We start from the raw sequence: 14,584 nt of genomic DNA on the forward strand, positions 1-14,584 counted from the left end.
CCCCGACCTCCCGCGCGGACCCCCTCGACCTCGACGTGCACGACATACCGCGCGGTCGGTCGCGCCTGCGATCACCCCGTCCGGTGCCTAAGCTCGGCCCCGTGGGCGAGTTGACCGACCGCCGGGCGCGGAAGAAGGCGCAGACGCGGGAGCACGTGCGCACGGTGGCCCGGCAGCTGTTCGACGAGCACGGCTTCGACGCGGTGACGATCGCCGACATCGCCCGGCAGGCCGACGTCGCGGTGCAGACCGTGTTCAACCACTTCCCGACAAAGGAAGACCTCTTCTTCGACGGCCGGACCCCGTGGGTCTCCGGTCCGGCCGACGCGGTGCGCCACCGGCAGCCCGCCGACTGCCCGCTGTCGGCCCTGACCGACTACCTGTCCCAGTTCGTGCGGAACCGAATTCGCGCACTCCGGGAGGCCGATCTCCGGGCCTACGTGCGCACGCTCGACGCCTCGCCCTCGTTGCGCGTGCACGAGCGCGAGCTGGTGTTCGAGAGCGAGCGGCTGCTGGCCGACTCGCTGCGCGAGGCGTGGACCGACGCCGACCGCAGCGACCCCGGCCCGACCCCGCACGACCCGTCCACCGCAGCGGCGATCACCGCCGCCATGTGGCTCTCGGCCGTCCGCGCGCTGATGGTCCGGCACCGGCCGCTGGTGACCGCGGGGGCCGACGCGGCGCAGATCGCCGCCGACCTCGGCACCTTCGCCGACCGGCTGCTGCGTGGGCTCGCCGACTCCGCCGAGCAGCTGCGCACGGGCACGGCGCCCCCGCCCGGCGTCGAGCCGGTGGGCTCGCTGCGCGCCGGCTGAGCGCCCCGATCGGCGCGCGGGGCCCCGCCCCACGGCCGGCCCTCCTCCTGGCCCGGAGGTCAGACGGCGACGGGCTCGCCCACCGGCCGCAGCAGCGGCGCGAGCACCTCGTCGACGACGAAGCCGACCTGCTCGGCGGTCAGCGGCTCGGGCATCCGGTAGCGCTGCCACCAGAAGGCCTCGAGGACCGAGCTGAGCAGCCGCAGCCGCTCGACCCGGATGTCCTCACCCCGGCGGACGGCGCGCTCACCGATCTCCTGCACGGCCGCCGCCAGCGGGCGCACGAGGGCCTCGTCGAGCCCGACCCGCAGCTCCTCGTCGTGCCGGGCCGCACCCACCAGGCTGGCCACCGCGCGCTCCTCGCGGTTGAGCGGCTGCGTCCAGCGCTCGGTGAGCAGCCCCAGCAGGTCCGACCGCAGCGAGCCGCCGTCCGCGGGGAGCACCACCAGCTCGAAGCGGCTCACGGCTGCGCGGGCGAGCGCGGCCATCGTGGGCCACCGGCGGTAGATGCCGGCCTTGCCCGCCCGGGCGCGGGCGGCGATGCGGTCGCTGTTGAGCCGCCCCCATCCCTCGTCGGCGAGGATGTCGACGGCCACCGCGAGCAGCTGCTCGGACAGTTCCGCACTGAGCGGGCGCCCCGGCGTGCCGCTCATGACGCCGTTCCGTCCCGGCTTGTCGTATGCACCCGGACATACTTGCTGGTCAGTGGAGCGACCACAACGATCTCTTGGCATCGAGTCACAGACAACTCCTCCGGCCGACCGTTCGCGGCCGCGCCGTTCAGGCGCCCGCGGCGCTCTCGACGTGCACCTGGAGGGTGGCTCCGTCGTCGGACAGCCGGCCCTCGCTCCGGGCGCCGGCGACCATCTCGTCCCACCGCGTCAGCCAGTCCCCGTCACCCGCCCGCGGCTCCGCGGCGGCGCGCAGCGCGGCCACGTCCAGGAACGCGGTCTCGGCGTCCCGCAGCCGTCCGAGCCCGGAGCGCTCGAGCGCCTCGGTGGCCTCCTCGTCGGTGACGGCACCCAGGGCCAGGTGCAGCCGCCCCAGGTCGTCGACGTCGACCACCCGCGCCTCCGGACGCTCGTCGGCGCCCGTCACCACCTCGACGATCACTTGGGTCCTCCTCGTGTCAGACGTGCCAGGGGAAGCGGGTGAAGTCCGGGTCGCGCTTCTCGAGGAAGGCGTCCCGGCCCTCGACGGCCTCCTCGGCCATGTAGGCCAGCCGGGTGGTCTCCCCGGCGAACAGCTGCTGGCCGACCAGGCCGTCATCGATCAGGTTGAACGAGTACTTGAGCATCCGCTGGGCGGTGGGGCTCTTGGCCACGATCTTCTTCCCCCACTCCAGCGCGGTGGCCTCGAGCTCCGCATGGGGGACGACGCGGTTGACCATGCCCATCGCGTGCGCGTCCTGCGCGGTGTACTCCTCGCCCAGGAAGAAGATCTCGCGGGCGAACTTCTGCCCGACCTGCCGGGCGAGGTAGGCCGAGCCGAAGCCGCCGTCGAAGCTGCCGACGTCGGCGTCGGTCTGCTTGAACCGGGCGTGCTCGGCGCTGGCCAGCGTGAGGTCGGAGACCACGTGCAGGCTGTGCCCGCCCCCGGCGGCCCACCCGGGGACGACGCAGATCACGACCTTCGGCATGAAGCGGATCAGCCGCTGGGCCTCCAGGATGTGCAGCCGGCCGCTCGAGCCCTGCGCGTGCTCGTAGCCGTACCTGCCGCGGACCCGCTGGTCGCCGCCCGAGCAGAACGCCCAGCCGCCGTCCTTGGGGCTGGGTCCGTTCCCGGTGAGGATCACGCACCCGACGTCGGTGGACAGCCGGGCGTGCTCCAGGGCGGTGATCAGCTCGTCGACCGACTGCGGCCGGAAGGCGTTGCGCACCTCGGGCCGGTCGAAGGCGATGCGGACGACGCCGGCGTCGACGGCGCGGTGGTAGGTGATGTCGGCGAAGTCGAACCCCTCGACCGGCGCCCACGCGGAGCTGTCGAAGATCTCGGAGACGTCCTCGCGCGCGCTCATGCCCCGAACCTAACGCCCGTCGCCGCCGGGCACGGCGTCGTCCCCGGCGAGGAGGGGGCGCAACCGGTCGAGGGAGGCGGCCAGGCCCGGGTGCAGCTGCACGGCGGCGAGCCCGGCGAGGGGGACCCACGCCACCCCGTCGCTCTCGCCGTCCAGCCGCAGGTCGGTCGCCTCGAACGGCCGCGCCGGGCGGGCCAGCACCGTCGTGTACGCCCAGCCGCCGTGGTCGTCGACGCTCTCCACGCCCAGGACGACGTCGTGCCGGGTCAGGCCCAGCTCCTCCCCGACCTCGCGCAGCGCACCGGCCGCCGGGGACTCGTCGACGTGCAGCGCACCGCCCGGCGTCCCCCAGGTGCCGCCGTGGTGGGACCACCGGGCGCGGTGCTGGAGCAGCAGCTCGACCCCGCCGGGCCCGTCGCGGTGGATGAGCAGGCCGGCCGCGCCGGCCCTGCCCCAGTGACGGTGACCCTGGCCGCAGGAGGTCCAGCCGTCGGTGGAGGCGAGCACACCCCCCAGTCAACCCATCCGGCGCCGACCGCGCGAGGCCAGGTGGGGTGCTGCGGGACGTCCGCCTCTGCCCACCGGGGCCGGGCAGAGGCGGACGTCACGGAGGACTAGGTTGCGAGGAGGCACCCGCACGTCCGACGAAGGAGTCGCGCGCATGACCACCACCACGACCATGGCCGAGGTCCCCGGGCTCGTCGGCACCGAGCTCGGCAGCAGCGAGTGGCACGAGGTCACCCAGGAGCACGTCAACCTGTTCGCCGACGCCACCGGCGACCACCAGTGGATCCACGTCGACGTCGAGCGCGCCAAGGCCGAGAGCCCCTTCGGCGGCCCGATCGCCCACGGGTACCTGACGCTGTCGCTGCTGGCCTCGCTCTCGGGGCAGGTGCTCGCGGTGACCGACACGGTGATGGGCGTGAACTACGGCCTCAACAAGGTCCGCTTCCCCTCCCCGGTGCCGGTCGGCGCCAAGGTGCGGCTCTCCGCCAGCCTGAAGTCGGCCGAGGAGGTGACCGGGGGCCTGCAGCTGACGCTGGCCGCCGTCATCGAGCGCGAGGGCGGCGACAAGCCGGTCTGCATCGCCGAGCCGGTCTTCCGCTACTACCGCGGCTGATCCGCGGGTGCGGATCGCCGTCTTCACCGGGTCGCACGCCGGCCCGCCGGCGCACGCCGCGGCCGCGGCCGCCTTCGCCACCGGGCTGGCGGAGGCCGGCGTCGGGATCGTCTACGGCGGTGGGCACGTCGGGATGATGGGCGTGGTCGCCGACGCCGCGCTCGCCGCGGACGGCGAGGTGGTGGGGGTCATCCCCCAGCACCTGGTCGACGACGAGCTCGCCCACGCCGGCCTGCCGCGGCTGGAGGTCGTGCCCTCTATGCACGAGCGCAAGGCCCGCATGGCCGACCTCTCCGACGCGTTCGTCGCGCTGCCCGGCGCGGCGGGCACCCTCGAGGAGCTGTTCGAGGCCTGGACCTGGGGCATGCTCGGGTTGCACGCCAAGCCCACCGCGCTGCTCGACGTCGACGGGTTCTGGCAGCCGCTGCTGGCCCAGCTGCGGCGCATGGTCGACGACGGCTACCTCGACGCCCGGCGGCTCGACGCGCTGGGCGTGGTGACGGACGCGAAGGCGCTGCTCGCGTTCACCGAGGGTTACCAGCACCCACCCCGGAAGTGGACCGCCCCGCCGTCGTCGGCCTGATGGCGGGCGGGGGGCAACCCCCCGGCAACAGCACGGTGGTGAACTGGGCACATGGCATCGCCCCAGGTCCGTGACGCGCGCGTCGTGCACGGTCACAAGCGCGCGTTCATCCGGGCCGGGAGCGGGCCGGTCCTGCTCCTGCTGCACGGGATGGGCAACAGCTGCCAGACCTGGGCGGGCGTCATCGACCGGCTGGCGGAGTCGCACACCGTCATCGCCCCGGACCTGCTCGGGCACGGCGACTCGGACAAGCCGCGCGGTGACTACTCGATCGCCGCCTACGCCAACGGCGTGCGCGACCTGATGACGGTCCTGGACATCGAGCAGGCGACCATCGTGGGGCACTCGCTGGGCGGCGGCATCGCACTGCAGTTCGCCTACCAGTTCCCCGAGCGCTGCCACCGCCTGGTGCTGGTGGGCAGCGGCGGGCTGGGGCCCGAGCTCTCGGCCGGCCTGCGGGCCGTGGCCCTCCCGGGTGCCGAGCTGGTGGTGGGTGCGATGGCCGGCGTCTCCGGCCCGCTCCGCGTGGGGATGCGGGCGGTCGACCAGGTCGGCGGCCTCGTCGGCTGGCGAGCGGTCCGCGACCTCGCCAAGGCCGGCGACGCCCTCCTCGGGCTCCGGGACGCCGAGGCACGGCGGGCCTTCGTGCGCACCGTGCGCGGCGTCGTGGACTCGCGCGGCCAGGCGGTCACCGCCCTCGACCGCCTCTACCTGGCCGACGCGATCCCGATGCTGGTGATCTGGGGCGACCAGGACCCGATCGTGCCGTCGGCGCACGCCGATGCCGTGCGCGCGCTCGTGCCCAGCGCGCGGGTGGAGGTGTTCCCCGGAGCGGGCCACTGGGCGCACCTGGACCAGCCGGAGCGGTTCTGCGACGTGCTGCTGGACTTCATCGCCACCACCGAGCCCGCGGCGCACGACCTGGACAGCTGGCGGGCGCTGCTGGCCCGGCCCCGGGAGGGCACGTCCTCCGCCGCCGGCTGAGGGCCCGGCGCGCGCCCGGCCGGTGCGCTGCCTAGCGTCGGACCCGTGGAGCACTGGGACCTCGTCGTCGTCGGTGGAGGGCCGGCCGGGGCCGCGGCCGCACTGGCCGCCCGGCGGGCCCGCCCCTCGGCCCGGGTGCTGGTGCTCGACCGGGCCGGCTTCCCCCGCGACAAGGTGTGCGGTGACGGCATCGCCGCGGAGGCGCTCGACGTCCTCGCCGGGCTGGGCCTGGACCCCGCGACGGTCACCGACGGCTTCCCCGCCGTCCCCCGGCTCCGGCTGAGCTCCCCGGGCGGCGCGACGGTCGAGCGGGCGACCGCCCGGCCCTCGTACGTCATCCCCCGGGCGGTGCTCGACGCGCGGCTGATCGACGCCGCCCAGGAGGCCGGCGCGGTGCTGCGCCGCCGGCTGGTCCGGGCCGTCACCGTGCGCCCGGACGCCGTCGAGGTGGACGGGTCCGTCACGGCCGACGTCGTGATCGCCGCCGACGGTGCGGAGTCGGTGGTCCGCCGGGCCGTCGGCGCCGCCCGGAACCGCCCCTCCCAGCTGGCCGTCGCCATCCGCGGTTACGCCCCCGAGCCGCCCGGGCAGCGGGGTGTCCAGGTCATCACCACGACCGAGCAGCGCTGGCCGGCCTACGCCTGGTCCTTCCCGCTCGGGGACGGCCGGGCCAACGTCGGCTACGGCGAGCTGGTGTCCGCCGGGGCCACGCGGGCCGACCTCCTCGACGGCCTGCAGCGGCTGCTGCCGGGGGTGGTGGCCGGCGAGCTGCGGGCGCACCGGCTGCCGCTGAGCACCGGCCGGCCGCGCCAGCCCGACGGCCGGGTGCTGCTGGCCGGTGATGCCGCGGCGCTGATCAACCCGCTCACCGGCGAGGGCATCTTCTACGCCGTCCTCTCCGGGGCGCTGGCCGGGCAGGCGGCCGCCGTGGGCGCGGGCGCCGGCGCGGCCTACCGGCGGGCGCTGGCCGGCCGGCTCGGCCGGCACCTGCGGCACTCGTCGACGGCGTCGGCGCTCAGCCGCTGGCCGGTGCTGATGGACGCGGTCCTCCGGGCGGCGGCGGGCTCCCAGCGGGTGTTCGACGACGTCGTCGGCCTGGGGCTGGCCGACGGCCGGCTCACCCTGCCGGCGCTCGCGGGCGCCGCCCGCCACCTGCGCCGGCCGGGGCCGGTCGGCTAGCCGGCCGCGACCTCGACCCGCCCGCGGCCCGCACGCTCGGCGGAGTAGAGGGCCTCCTGTTCGGCGCCGGTCAGCGCAGCGCCGTCACCAGGGTGACGCCGGTGGAACCCGAGGTCTGGACGACGAACCCGAGCTCGGCGAGGGTGTCGGCGACGGCGGTGTTCATCAGCTCCTGCACCGCCGTGTGCACCGAGTCGCCACGAGACCCCTGGACGCTCATCCGGTCGTGCGTCCGCCAGCTGACCAGCACCCCGCAGGACCCGGTCTCGGGCACCAGGCAGACGCCACCGGCCGCAGCGCCCCCGGCGGCGTCGTACAGCGGCAACCCTGCCTCGGCCAGCGCCGCGGCGACCTCCACGACCAGGGTGGTCAGCGGGTCGGTGTCGGTGAGCAGCGCGTCCCAGTCCTCCGGCAGCCGGTCGAGCTGGTCGCCGAGCTCGGTCAGCCACGCCCGGTCCGCGGGGGTGGGCCGGGGGGCCAGGGTGCCGTCGGGGCGCGGCACGCCGAAGGCGGCGACGGCGGGCAGGTCGCCGGAGAGGGCGGCCCAGTCGGCGTCCAGCTGGTCGGCGAACGGGCCGGCCAGGACCCGCGCCGCGTCGTCGACCAGCCACCACCCGTGCGCGTCGCCCGTCCCGGCGGCGGGCGCGTGCGCCGGCGCGGGCTTGACGGCGACGGCACCGGCCTGCGAGCGCACCTTCGGCTGCGTGCCGGCGCCGGCGGAGCCCGCGGCCCGGCGGCCGGCCGGGTGGGTGCCGGCAGTGCGGGCGGCCGCGCGCTGCGCGCTCTGCTGCGCCGCGGCGCGCGCGTACTCGTACCGGGCGGTGGAGCTGGTGCCGAGCGCGATCACCACGGCGGTGCAGAGGAGGAAGCCCAGGACCGAAGCGGTCGGCCACAGCAGCATCGCGTCCATGATCACGGGGGTGCTCCTCGGTGCGTTCGCGCGGCGGGGAAGTACCGCGGTCAGGAGCGAAGCTACGGCGCCGGGAAGGCGTGGACGGCCGGTTCCGGGCCACTCGGGAACCGCCCGTCACCCGATCGTTGCGACCGGCCCCGGCAGCGCACGGTGACCCCTCCCCCACGGCACCGCCATGTCGACATGTGCGGCCCTGACCAGCGCGGATGCGCTCCGCGAGGGGTGCGGTCACCACCGTCGGGCAGGCGCGCCCGGCATGTCGGGACGGCCACCGGACCGGGATCGCCGGCGCTCCGGGGCCGGCGCCATGCCCCGGGACGCGGAACGGCCCGCCGGCGGGTGCCGACGGGCCGTTCGCGTGCTGCGCTAGCGGGTCAGTTGACCCGGACCTGCATGAGTGCGCCCGCTGCGCTCATCCCCTTGACGGTGATGACCGTGCCGGTCTTCGGCACGTCGACGCCGGTCCAGCCGTTGGCGTCGGGCTGCTCGCCCGGGGCCACCCACCAGTCCAGCCGGTCGTCGAAGGTCGGGACGGCCGGCAGGCCGCCGATCGTCCCGCCCACGCCGGTGTCCGGGTCGTGCAGCGTGATCTTGTCCGTCGGCTGCCGCCCGAAGGTGGAGTCGTAGGACTGGACGCGCGGCCGCCAGCTCTCGCCGTCGGTGCGGTCGTCGCCCTCGTCGTCGGTCGGCTCGTAGAGCAGGCCCGGGTGGGCGTCGACCGGGAGGACGAGGCCGGCGCCCGGGTGGGCCCCGACGTTGTTGTCGTTGTACTGGGTGTTCCAGTAGCTGATCAGCAGACCGTCCTGGTACGGGAAGTGCTCGACCCAGTCCGGCCGGCGCGGGTCACCGAAGTTGTACGGCCCCGTCTTCAGCCCCGTGTCGTAGCCGGTGTAGGCCCGGTTCTCGAGGATGTAGGCGTTGAAGTACGAGTTGGTGGTCGTGCCGGTGGTCTGCTCGAACCCCTCCAGCGTCCAGGTGGTCACCGGGGCGCCGTCGATCTCCACGGCGTCGACCTGCAGGCCCGGCTCGGTGGCCGCGCCGTCGGTCCAGTAGCGGAAGCCGACCAGCGCGCCGTCGGGCACGCCCGCCAGGCTCGCCGAGAGGTCGACCCACTCGCCGCCGGTGCTGCCGGTGATGCCCTGGCCGAAGTTCTGGCCGTTCGGGTCGGTCGTCGTCGACAGGTTCGTCGGGAGCGACGTGAACGTGGCGCCGCCGTCGGTGGAGTACACCGCGTAGGCGTAGTCCCAGTCCTCCTCGATCTGGTAGTTGACCTTGGCGGTCAGCTCCTGCGCACCGGCGGGCTTGGCCGCCAGCATGCTGTGGTCGAGGTCGTCGCCCGAGCCGGAGTACCAGAAGTCCTCGCCCTCGAACGGGGTGCCGATCGTCGTGGTGACCTCCTTCTCCGGGAGGACGACGACGGCCGCCTGCTTCTCCCTGGAGTTGTAGGCCGCCGGGCCGAGACGGAGGTCCGCGCTCTCACCCGGCTGCACGACCTGGTAGTTCAGCCAGCCCAGCTGCAGCTTCTCCCAGGCGCCCATGTGGATCGGCTGGGTGCCGATGCCGTCCTCGGGGCGACCCGAGTTGCCGTAGGAGCCGGAGCTCATCAGCGTCCAGAAGGCGGTGCTGTTCTCCGCACCACCGCTGTTGCCCGAGGTGTCGTAGAGGTCCGGCAGGCCGAGGTCGTGGCCGAACTCGTGGGCGAAGACGCCGACGCCGCCGTTCTCCGGCTCGACGGTGTAGTCGCCGATCCAGTACCGGGAGCCGCCGACCGGCGCGCCACCGAGCGGGTTGACCGCGCCGTTGACCGTCGGGCCGGCGGTGCCGATCCGGTTGGTCTGGTTGTACCAGCGGTGGCTCCAGATGGCGTCGTCGCCGAGGACCCCACCGCCGACCTCCTCGCCCTCGCCGGAGTGCACGGCCTGGAAGTGGTCGATGTAGCCGTCGGCCTCGTCGAAGTTGCCGTCGCCGTCGGAGTCGTAGCGGTCCCAGACGTCGAACTGCGACAGGTACTCGTCGATCTGCTCGGGGGTCTGTCCGGCAGCGAGCTGCTCGTCGTACCAGGCGTCGACCGAGTCGTTGACGAACAGCCAGGTGGTGGCGTCACCGAGGTCGTTGTCGCCGTAGGAGGCGCCAGTGCCGGGCACCTGCACCCAGTCCTCGACCTCGCCGGTGACGGTGTAGCGCCCCGAGGAGAGCTGCTCGTAGAAGTTCGCCACGGAGTTGACGCCCGGGGCGGTGCTGTAGAGCAGGGTGTCGAAGTAGCTCTGCGAGAAGTCCTGCGTCCAGATGGTGCTGTTGTCCACCGAGCGGTCGGGCGCGGGGATCGAGTTGTGCGGCAGGTCGCTGAACTCGCCGAGGACGGTCCAGATGGCGTCGCTGTCCTCCTGGGCCAGCTCGACGTAGCGGCCCTTCGCGACCTCGACCACCTTGTTGTCGCCCCGCGGCGTGGCCTGGCCGGTGAGCACCTGCTGGAGGGCCTCGGCGCGCAGCGCGCGCTGCGTCTCGGCCAGCGGGCTGGGCAGGTCGTGGGCGCGGGCGGGGGTGGTCGGGGTGTCCTGCACGCGTGGCGCGGCCGATGCCGTCACGGGGACCGCCATCACCAGGGCGGCACCGGCGACGACGGCCAGAGCTCTCTTCAAGGATGGTTCTCCTGCGTTCGGAGGGGAGACCGTCCAGCCGGCCGGTGGAGGACCACCGACGGCCCTCGCGGGCGGTCGGATCGGGACGTTAGGTGAGCCCTGCACCCATGTCCACAGAGCGATACCGATCGGTCACAGAACGGCTCCGCCCGCAGTCGGCGAACCGCCGCGATGACCTGGGTCTTCACTCTCGGCAGACAATTGGTGACGACGCGATCGCCATCTCAGCTGTTGGGACGGGCGCGTCGATTGCGGGACGGCACCCGGCGGCCAGAGCGGACATCGCTGTGCGGACAGGGAACGGCGGAGGGTGCCGACGCCGGGCCGGTCGCGGGCGGCCGCCGGCCGGGGGACACCGTCGGCCGGGGGACGCCGTCGGCCGGGATCCCTCACGGCCGCGGCAGCCGCAGGCGGCGGAGGGCGTGGGATTCGAACCCACGAAGAGGGATTACCTCTTAGCGGTTTTCAAGACCGCCGCCATCGGCCACTAGGCGAGCCCTCCTCCGAGTTCCTGACCTGCGACTGTGTGCGCGGGACAGGAATCGGTGCTGTCGACGGTAGCAACGCCGGCCACGCCAGGACCACGGGCTGGAGAAGAGACCTCGGCATCCGTCGACCCGGCGATCGCCGAGCACCCAGCTGCTGTGGCCGCGAGCGCCCGCGCGGGCCGTGAGGCTCGCCCGGTCTGGCGGCAGGGTCCGCCCCCGCGGTGACCGCCTCATCGACGTCTGGGCCAGGGCCTGGAAATGCCGGGTCGGCGGTCAGCTCGTGCCGGTCCATCAGCATGCCCTCGGCCCGGTCGATGACGCCCCGGGGTGGACCGACTCAGGCCGCGGCGGCGGGGACTGCGCCCATGCGACCACGTGCGACGCGGCCGCAGACGCCGTCGAGGGCCCAGGTGGGCCGCCGGCCGTCACCGCGGCACCGGAAGGGCAACAGCGCTGGTCTCGGCGAGGAGGACGTCGCGCACGGCCGCGGGATCGGCCGGACGGCCGAACAGGTAGCCCTGGACCCGGTCGCACGTCATCTCCTGCAGCGCCTCCGCCTGGGCGGAGGTCTCCACGCCCTCGGCCACGATGCGGAGGCCGAGGCCGCGGGCGAGGCCGATGATCCCCGCGATGAGCGGCGACGAGGGGGCGGTGTCGGTGAGCTGAGAGGTGAAGGACCGGTCGATCTTGAGCTCGGTGACCGGCAGCCGCTGGAGCTGCGCCAGCGAGGAGTAGCCGGTCCCGAAGTCGTCCACGGAGATGCCGACACCGAGGGCGCGGAGGTGCTCCAGGTGGCCGTGGCGGGTGGCGACCTCGGTGAGCACCTGGCTCTCGGTCACCTCCAGGGTCAGCGACCGTGCGGGCAGCCCGGTCTCGGCGAGGAGGTGGAGCACGGATCCGGCGAAGTCAGGGTCGGTGAGCTGGACGGCGGAGACGTTGACGGCCACCTCCAGGTCCAATCCGTCCGCTCGCCAGGCCGCGACGGTCCCGCACGCTTCGCGGAGGACGTGGTCACCGATGTCCCGGATCTGGCCGCTGGCCTCGGCGAGGGGGATGAAGATGTCGGGCGGGACGGGCCCGAGGGTGGGGTGCTGCCAGCGCGCGAGGGCCTCGACGGCGACGACCTGGCCGCTGACCAGATCGACCTGCGACTGCAGGTGGACGACGATCTCACCTCGGCCGATCGCGCCGTGCAGGTCGGTCTCCAGGCGCAGGTGCTCTCTGACCCGCTGCTCCGGCGGACCCTGAGATCCGGCTTTGCGCCGGTGCATGTCCTCTTCGGCGCGCTCGAGCAGGCCCTGTGCCATGTCCCGGACGGCGTCATCGGTCACGTGCTCGGACGACTCGGCCACGGCGACGCCGATTGCCAGTTCGACGAAGACCTCGTCGTCCCCAGTCCGTACCGGGGCCGCGAGCAAGCGGTGGATCCGGTCGGCCACCTCACGGGCACCTGGCTCCGTGGTGCCGGGGAGCAGGACGGCGAACTCGTCGCCGCTGAACCGGGCCACGGTGTCGTGGTCGCGCACCGCCGACCGCAGCCGGTGGGCGACCTCTGCGAGCACCTCGTCTCCGGCGCCGTGCCCGAGGCTGTCGTTGACTCGCTTGAGCCGGCGGACGTCGCAGAAGAGAAGTGCGGTGCGGGCGGCGGGGCCATCGGGCCGGCTGAGCGCGGTCTGCATCCGCGCGTGGAGGAGCCCGCGATTCGGCAGGCCGGTGAGCGGGTCGTGTGCGGCCCGGTGCCGGATTTCGTCGAGCAGGTGTGTGTTGTCCAACGCCACGCCGGCCAGGCCGGCCAGGCCCCACAGGCGTTCGGTCGTCCCCTCACCGAGCGCGGCCGGCGGTCGGCTGTGCGCCCAGTAGGCGAGGACGATCCCCACGAGCCGGTCGTCGACCTTGATCGGCACCCCGCCCATGGCGGTCACGCCGAAAACGCGCAGGACCTCATCGGCCCAGGACGAGCTCGACCGGTCGACCAGCATCGGGGCGCCCACGGCGATCAGCTCGCACAGCTCGGGGCTGTCGTCCGTGCTCGTGACGAAGCCGGCGGCCCGGTCGGCCAGGTCCGGCGGCCAGCCGCTGAGACCGGCGATCCAGACGGACTCGCTCTCGGCGTCCCACAGCGCTACGGCGGCGCGGTCGGCGTCGCAGAGATTGGGCACGGCGTCGGCGATGGTCTGGGCGATCTGCTGGGCCTCCCGGCGCCCCGCGAGCGACCGGGCCACGGTGAGGAGCAGTCGTGCGGTCTCCTCCTGCTCGCGGGCCTCGGCCAGCGTTGCCGTCATCTCGATGGCGGCTGCCGCGTGCCGGGCGTAGGCGGTGAGCAGTTCGACGTCGCCGGGAAGGGTGTCCTGACCTGGCCAGGCGACGACGGCTAGCACGCCGTAGTCCCGCGTCGCGGAGGTGACCGGCACGGACAGCACTGTGGTGCCGCCGACCTGCCGGCAGCCGACCTCGAGCCGGGCGTCCCCGAGCGCGGCCAGTACCGAGGAGCCCAGACCACGGGAACGCACGTGCCGCTTCCCGTGGGGCAGTCGGACGTCGAGCACGTAGCCGGGGGCGTGCACGGCGCGGTCCGCACGTTCGGCGACGCGGTCGAGGGTGTCCTCGAGGGAATCCGCGCTGAGCAGGTCGGTGGCGGCCTCCTGCAGGTCCTGCAGCCGCTGCTCCGCGTCCGCGACGGGCATGTGGACGGTGTTACCAGCCGTCGGGCGGCGCCGGCCGCGACCACGCCACCAGGAGGACGTCTGCTGCTCCTGCCAGGTGACCGTGTACTCGCACTGCGGGGCGCCGTCGACCTGGCAGGTCCAGTGCTCGACGACCGCCGGGGGGAGACCGAACAGCACCGGGGCCTTGCGGAGCATCCCGATGTTGTAGTCGCAGTCCACGCGACCGGGGGAGTGCGGTGGCAGCACGCGCCAGGCCAGCCGCGCCGTCCCGTCCGCGGCCGACTCGCAGCGGAACACGGCGGAGGTGTCCAGGCGGGTGGAGACTCGCGAGACCTGTCGGAGCAGTCCGGCAGGGGTCCCGAAGGTCGTCAGCAGGCGCCGCAGCGCCACCACCGCAGGGTCCGACATGGCGGCATCGCCGAGCGCGAGCCCGATCCGCGGGTCGCCGAGTTCCTCAGCAGCCGCATCGAACAGTCGCAGCTTCTCCGGGTACGACACCCGCCCCCGGAGGCTCAGCAGCAGAGTGCGCCTGTCGGCAAGTCCTGCGCGGTCGAGCACCCGCTCAACGGCGCCCTCGCCGCCCCGCGCGGCCACCACGCGCAGCAGCAGCCGCGTGGTGATCGTGGAGGTTCCCGCCAGTGGTGTCGCCTCGTCCACGGTGCCCCCCGTCCTGTCCGGCCCGGGTGCTGACGTTCAGCCACCGACTCTGCCTTCCCCGCCGGTATCGGTCGATCGCGTCTCGGCTTGAGGCTCCGAGCGCGCCCGTCTGCCCCGCAAGGGTGTCGTGGCCCCGCGCGGATCGTCCGTCGAGCACGACCGCCGACGCCCGGCGCCGGACTCATCTCGACAACAGCGTGGTGAACGTGGCGCCTCCGTCGGTGGACTCCAGCAGGCCGTCGTCGATCACCACGGGGACGCGCAGGTCGCCGTCGGCGGTGATTGCGCCGACCGCCTGCGGCGTCCCGTCCTCCATCCGGGCGAACCTGACCGGCCAGGACAACGACCCGGCCCCGGTCGGCGGCGAGAGGCGGAGAACCGGGCGCTGCGGGCGTTGCCAGCGCCCCATCGGCCGTCTCCCGACCGGCAACGCCACTCCGTCCGCAGGGCGCTTCCAGGGAGTGGAAGCTCCGCTTCGTGACCGCTCCGTGATGTGTCTAGCGTCACAGCCGCTCAGTCTCCG

General features: G+C 74.1%; 13 protein-coding genes and 1 tRNA gene. 5 read left to right on the forward strand and 9 right to left on the reverse strand.

Annotated elements, in window-relative coordinates:
* Positions 1–101: 101 nt before the first annotated feature.
* On the forward strand, positions 102–815 hold the full coding sequence (locus O2W17_RS08175) for a TetR/AcrR family transcriptional regulator (RefSeq protein WP_269191902.1): 714 nt from the start codon (positions 102–104) through the stop codon (positions 813–815).
* Between the two features lie 59 nt (positions 816–874).
* Here the strand turns inward: O2W17_RS08175 and O2W17_RS08180 are convergent, their stop codons facing one another.
* The 4 genes from O2W17_RS08180 to O2W17_RS08195 form a co-directional block, all read right to left on the reverse strand.
* Positions 875–1,468: a TetR-like C-terminal domain-containing protein gene (locus O2W17_RS08180; protein WP_269191903.1), complete on the reverse strand. Its 594-nt coding sequence runs from the start codon at positions 1,466–1,468 to the stop codon at positions 875–877.
* 127 nt (positions 1,469–1,595) lie between these two features.
* Positions 1,596–1,928, reverse strand: a complete 333-nt coding sequence (locus O2W17_RS08185; RefSeq protein ID WP_269191904.1) for a hypothetical protein — start codon at positions 1,926–1,928, stop codon at positions 1,596–1,598.
* Between the two features lie 16 nt (positions 1,929–1,944).
* Positions 1,945–2,832 (reverse strand): 1,4-dihydroxy-2-naphthoyl-CoA synthase, encoded by an 888-nt coding sequence (locus O2W17_RS08190; protein WP_269191905.1) that lies wholly within the window; start codon positions 2,830–2,832, stop codon positions 1,945–1,947.
* A gap of 9 nt (positions 2,833–2,841) precedes the next feature.
* A complete protein-coding gene (locus tag O2W17_RS08195; protein ID WP_269191906.1) occupies positions 2,842–3,339 on the reverse strand; it encodes an NUDIX domain-containing protein in 498 nt (165 codons plus the stop codon).
* Positions 3,340–3,493: 154 nt separating this feature from the next.
* On the opposite strand from O2W17_RS08195, the gene O2W17_RS08200 reads away from it, so the two are divergent.
* From O2W17_RS08200 to O2W17_RS08215, 4 genes are read left to right on the forward strand one after another with little or no spacing between them, the layout of a single operon-like run.
* Positions 3,494–3,952, forward strand: coding sequence for a MaoC family dehydratase (locus O2W17_RS08200; protein ID WP_269191907.1), 459 nt, complete (start codon positions 3,494–3,496; stop codon positions 3,950–3,952).
* A gap of 7 nt (positions 3,953–3,959) precedes the next feature.
* Positions 3,960–4,535, forward strand: coding sequence for a TIGR00730 family Rossman fold protein (locus tag O2W17_RS08205; protein ID WP_269191908.1), 576 nt, complete (start codon positions 3,960–3,962; stop codon positions 4,533–4,535).
* A gap of 51 nt (positions 4,536–4,586) precedes the next feature.
* Positions 4,587–5,519 carry an alpha/beta fold hydrolase gene (locus tag O2W17_RS08210; protein ID WP_269191909.1) on the forward strand — a complete coding sequence of 311 codons (933 nt, stop codon included), beginning with the start codon at positions 4,587–4,589 and terminating at the stop codon, positions 5,517–5,519.
* 45 nt (positions 5,520–5,564) lie between these two features.
* Complete coding sequence (locus O2W17_RS08215; protein WP_269191910.1) at positions 5,565–6,698, forward strand: NAD(P)/FAD-dependent oxidoreductase; 1,134 nt, start codon at positions 5,565–5,567, stop codon at positions 6,696–6,698.
* Between the two features lie 70 nt (positions 6,699–6,768).
* Here the strand turns inward: O2W17_RS08215 and O2W17_RS08220 are convergent, their stop codons facing one another.
* The 5 genes from O2W17_RS08220 to O2W17_RS08240 all read right to left on the reverse strand — a co-directional run bounded on the left by O2W17_RS08220 (position 6,769) and on the right by O2W17_RS08240 (position 14,377).
* Complete coding sequence (locus tag O2W17_RS08220) at positions 6,769–7,608, reverse strand: hypothetical protein (RefSeq protein ID WP_269192053.1); 840 nt, start codon at positions 7,606–7,608, stop codon at positions 6,769–6,771.
* Positions 7,609–7,985: 377 nt separating this feature from the next.
* On the reverse strand, positions 7,986–10,250 hold the full coding sequence (locus tag O2W17_RS08225) for an immune inhibitor A domain-containing protein (protein ID WP_269191911.1): 2,265 nt from the start codon (positions 10,248–10,250) through the stop codon (positions 7,986–7,988).
* A gap of 414 nt (positions 10,251–10,664) precedes the next feature.
* Positions 10,665–10,752: transfer RNA gene (locus O2W17_RS08230), tRNA-Ser, on the reverse strand.
* 411 nt (positions 10,753–11,163) lie between these two features.
* A complete protein-coding gene (locus O2W17_RS08235; protein ID WP_269191912.1) occupies positions 11,164–14,061 on the reverse strand; it encodes a putative bifunctional diguanylate cyclase/phosphodiesterase in 2,898 nt (965 codons plus the stop codon).
* A gap of 181 nt (positions 14,062–14,242) precedes the next feature.
* On the reverse strand, positions 14,243–14,377 hold the full coding sequence (locus O2W17_RS08240) for a hypothetical protein (RefSeq protein WP_269191913.1): 135 nt from the start codon (positions 14,375–14,377) through the stop codon (positions 14,243–14,245).
* Between the last annotated feature and the right edge of the window lie 207 nt (positions 14,378–14,584).

The sequence above is a fragment of the Blastococcus sp. VKM Ac-2987 genome, from assembly GCF_026967805.1.
Lineage (GTDB): Bacteria > Actinomycetota > Actinomycetes > Mycobacteriales > Geodermatophilaceae > Blastococcus.

What these genes read in the sequence shown, in the direction of transcription:
- O2W17_RS08180 (WP_269191903.1), bottom strand. Translation starts at nt 1,468, where the DNA reads ATGAGCGGCACGCCGGGGCGCCCGCTCAGTGCGGAACTGTCCGAGCAG.
- O2W17_RS08190 (WP_269191905.1), bottom strand. Translation starts at nt 2,832, where the DNA reads ATGAGCGCGCGCGAGGACGTCTCCGAGATCTTCGACAGCTCCGCGTGG.
- O2W17_RS08200 (WP_269191907.1), top strand. Translation starts at nt 3,494, where the DNA reads ATGACCACCACCACGACCATGGCCGAGGTCCCCGGGCTCGTCGGCACC.
- O2W17_RS08210 (WP_269191909.1), top strand. Translation starts at nt 4,587, where the DNA reads ATGGCATCGCCCCAGGTCCGTGACGCGCGCGTCGTGCACGGTCACAAG.
- O2W17_RS08220 (WP_269192053.1), bottom strand. Translation starts at nt 7,608, where the DNA reads ATGGACGCGATGCTGCTGTGGCCGACCGCTTCGGTCCTGGGCTTCCTC.
- O2W17_RS08240 (WP_269191913.1), bottom strand. Translation starts at nt 14,377, where the DNA reads ATGGAGGACGGGACGCCGCAGGCGGTCGGCGCAATCACCGCCGACGGC.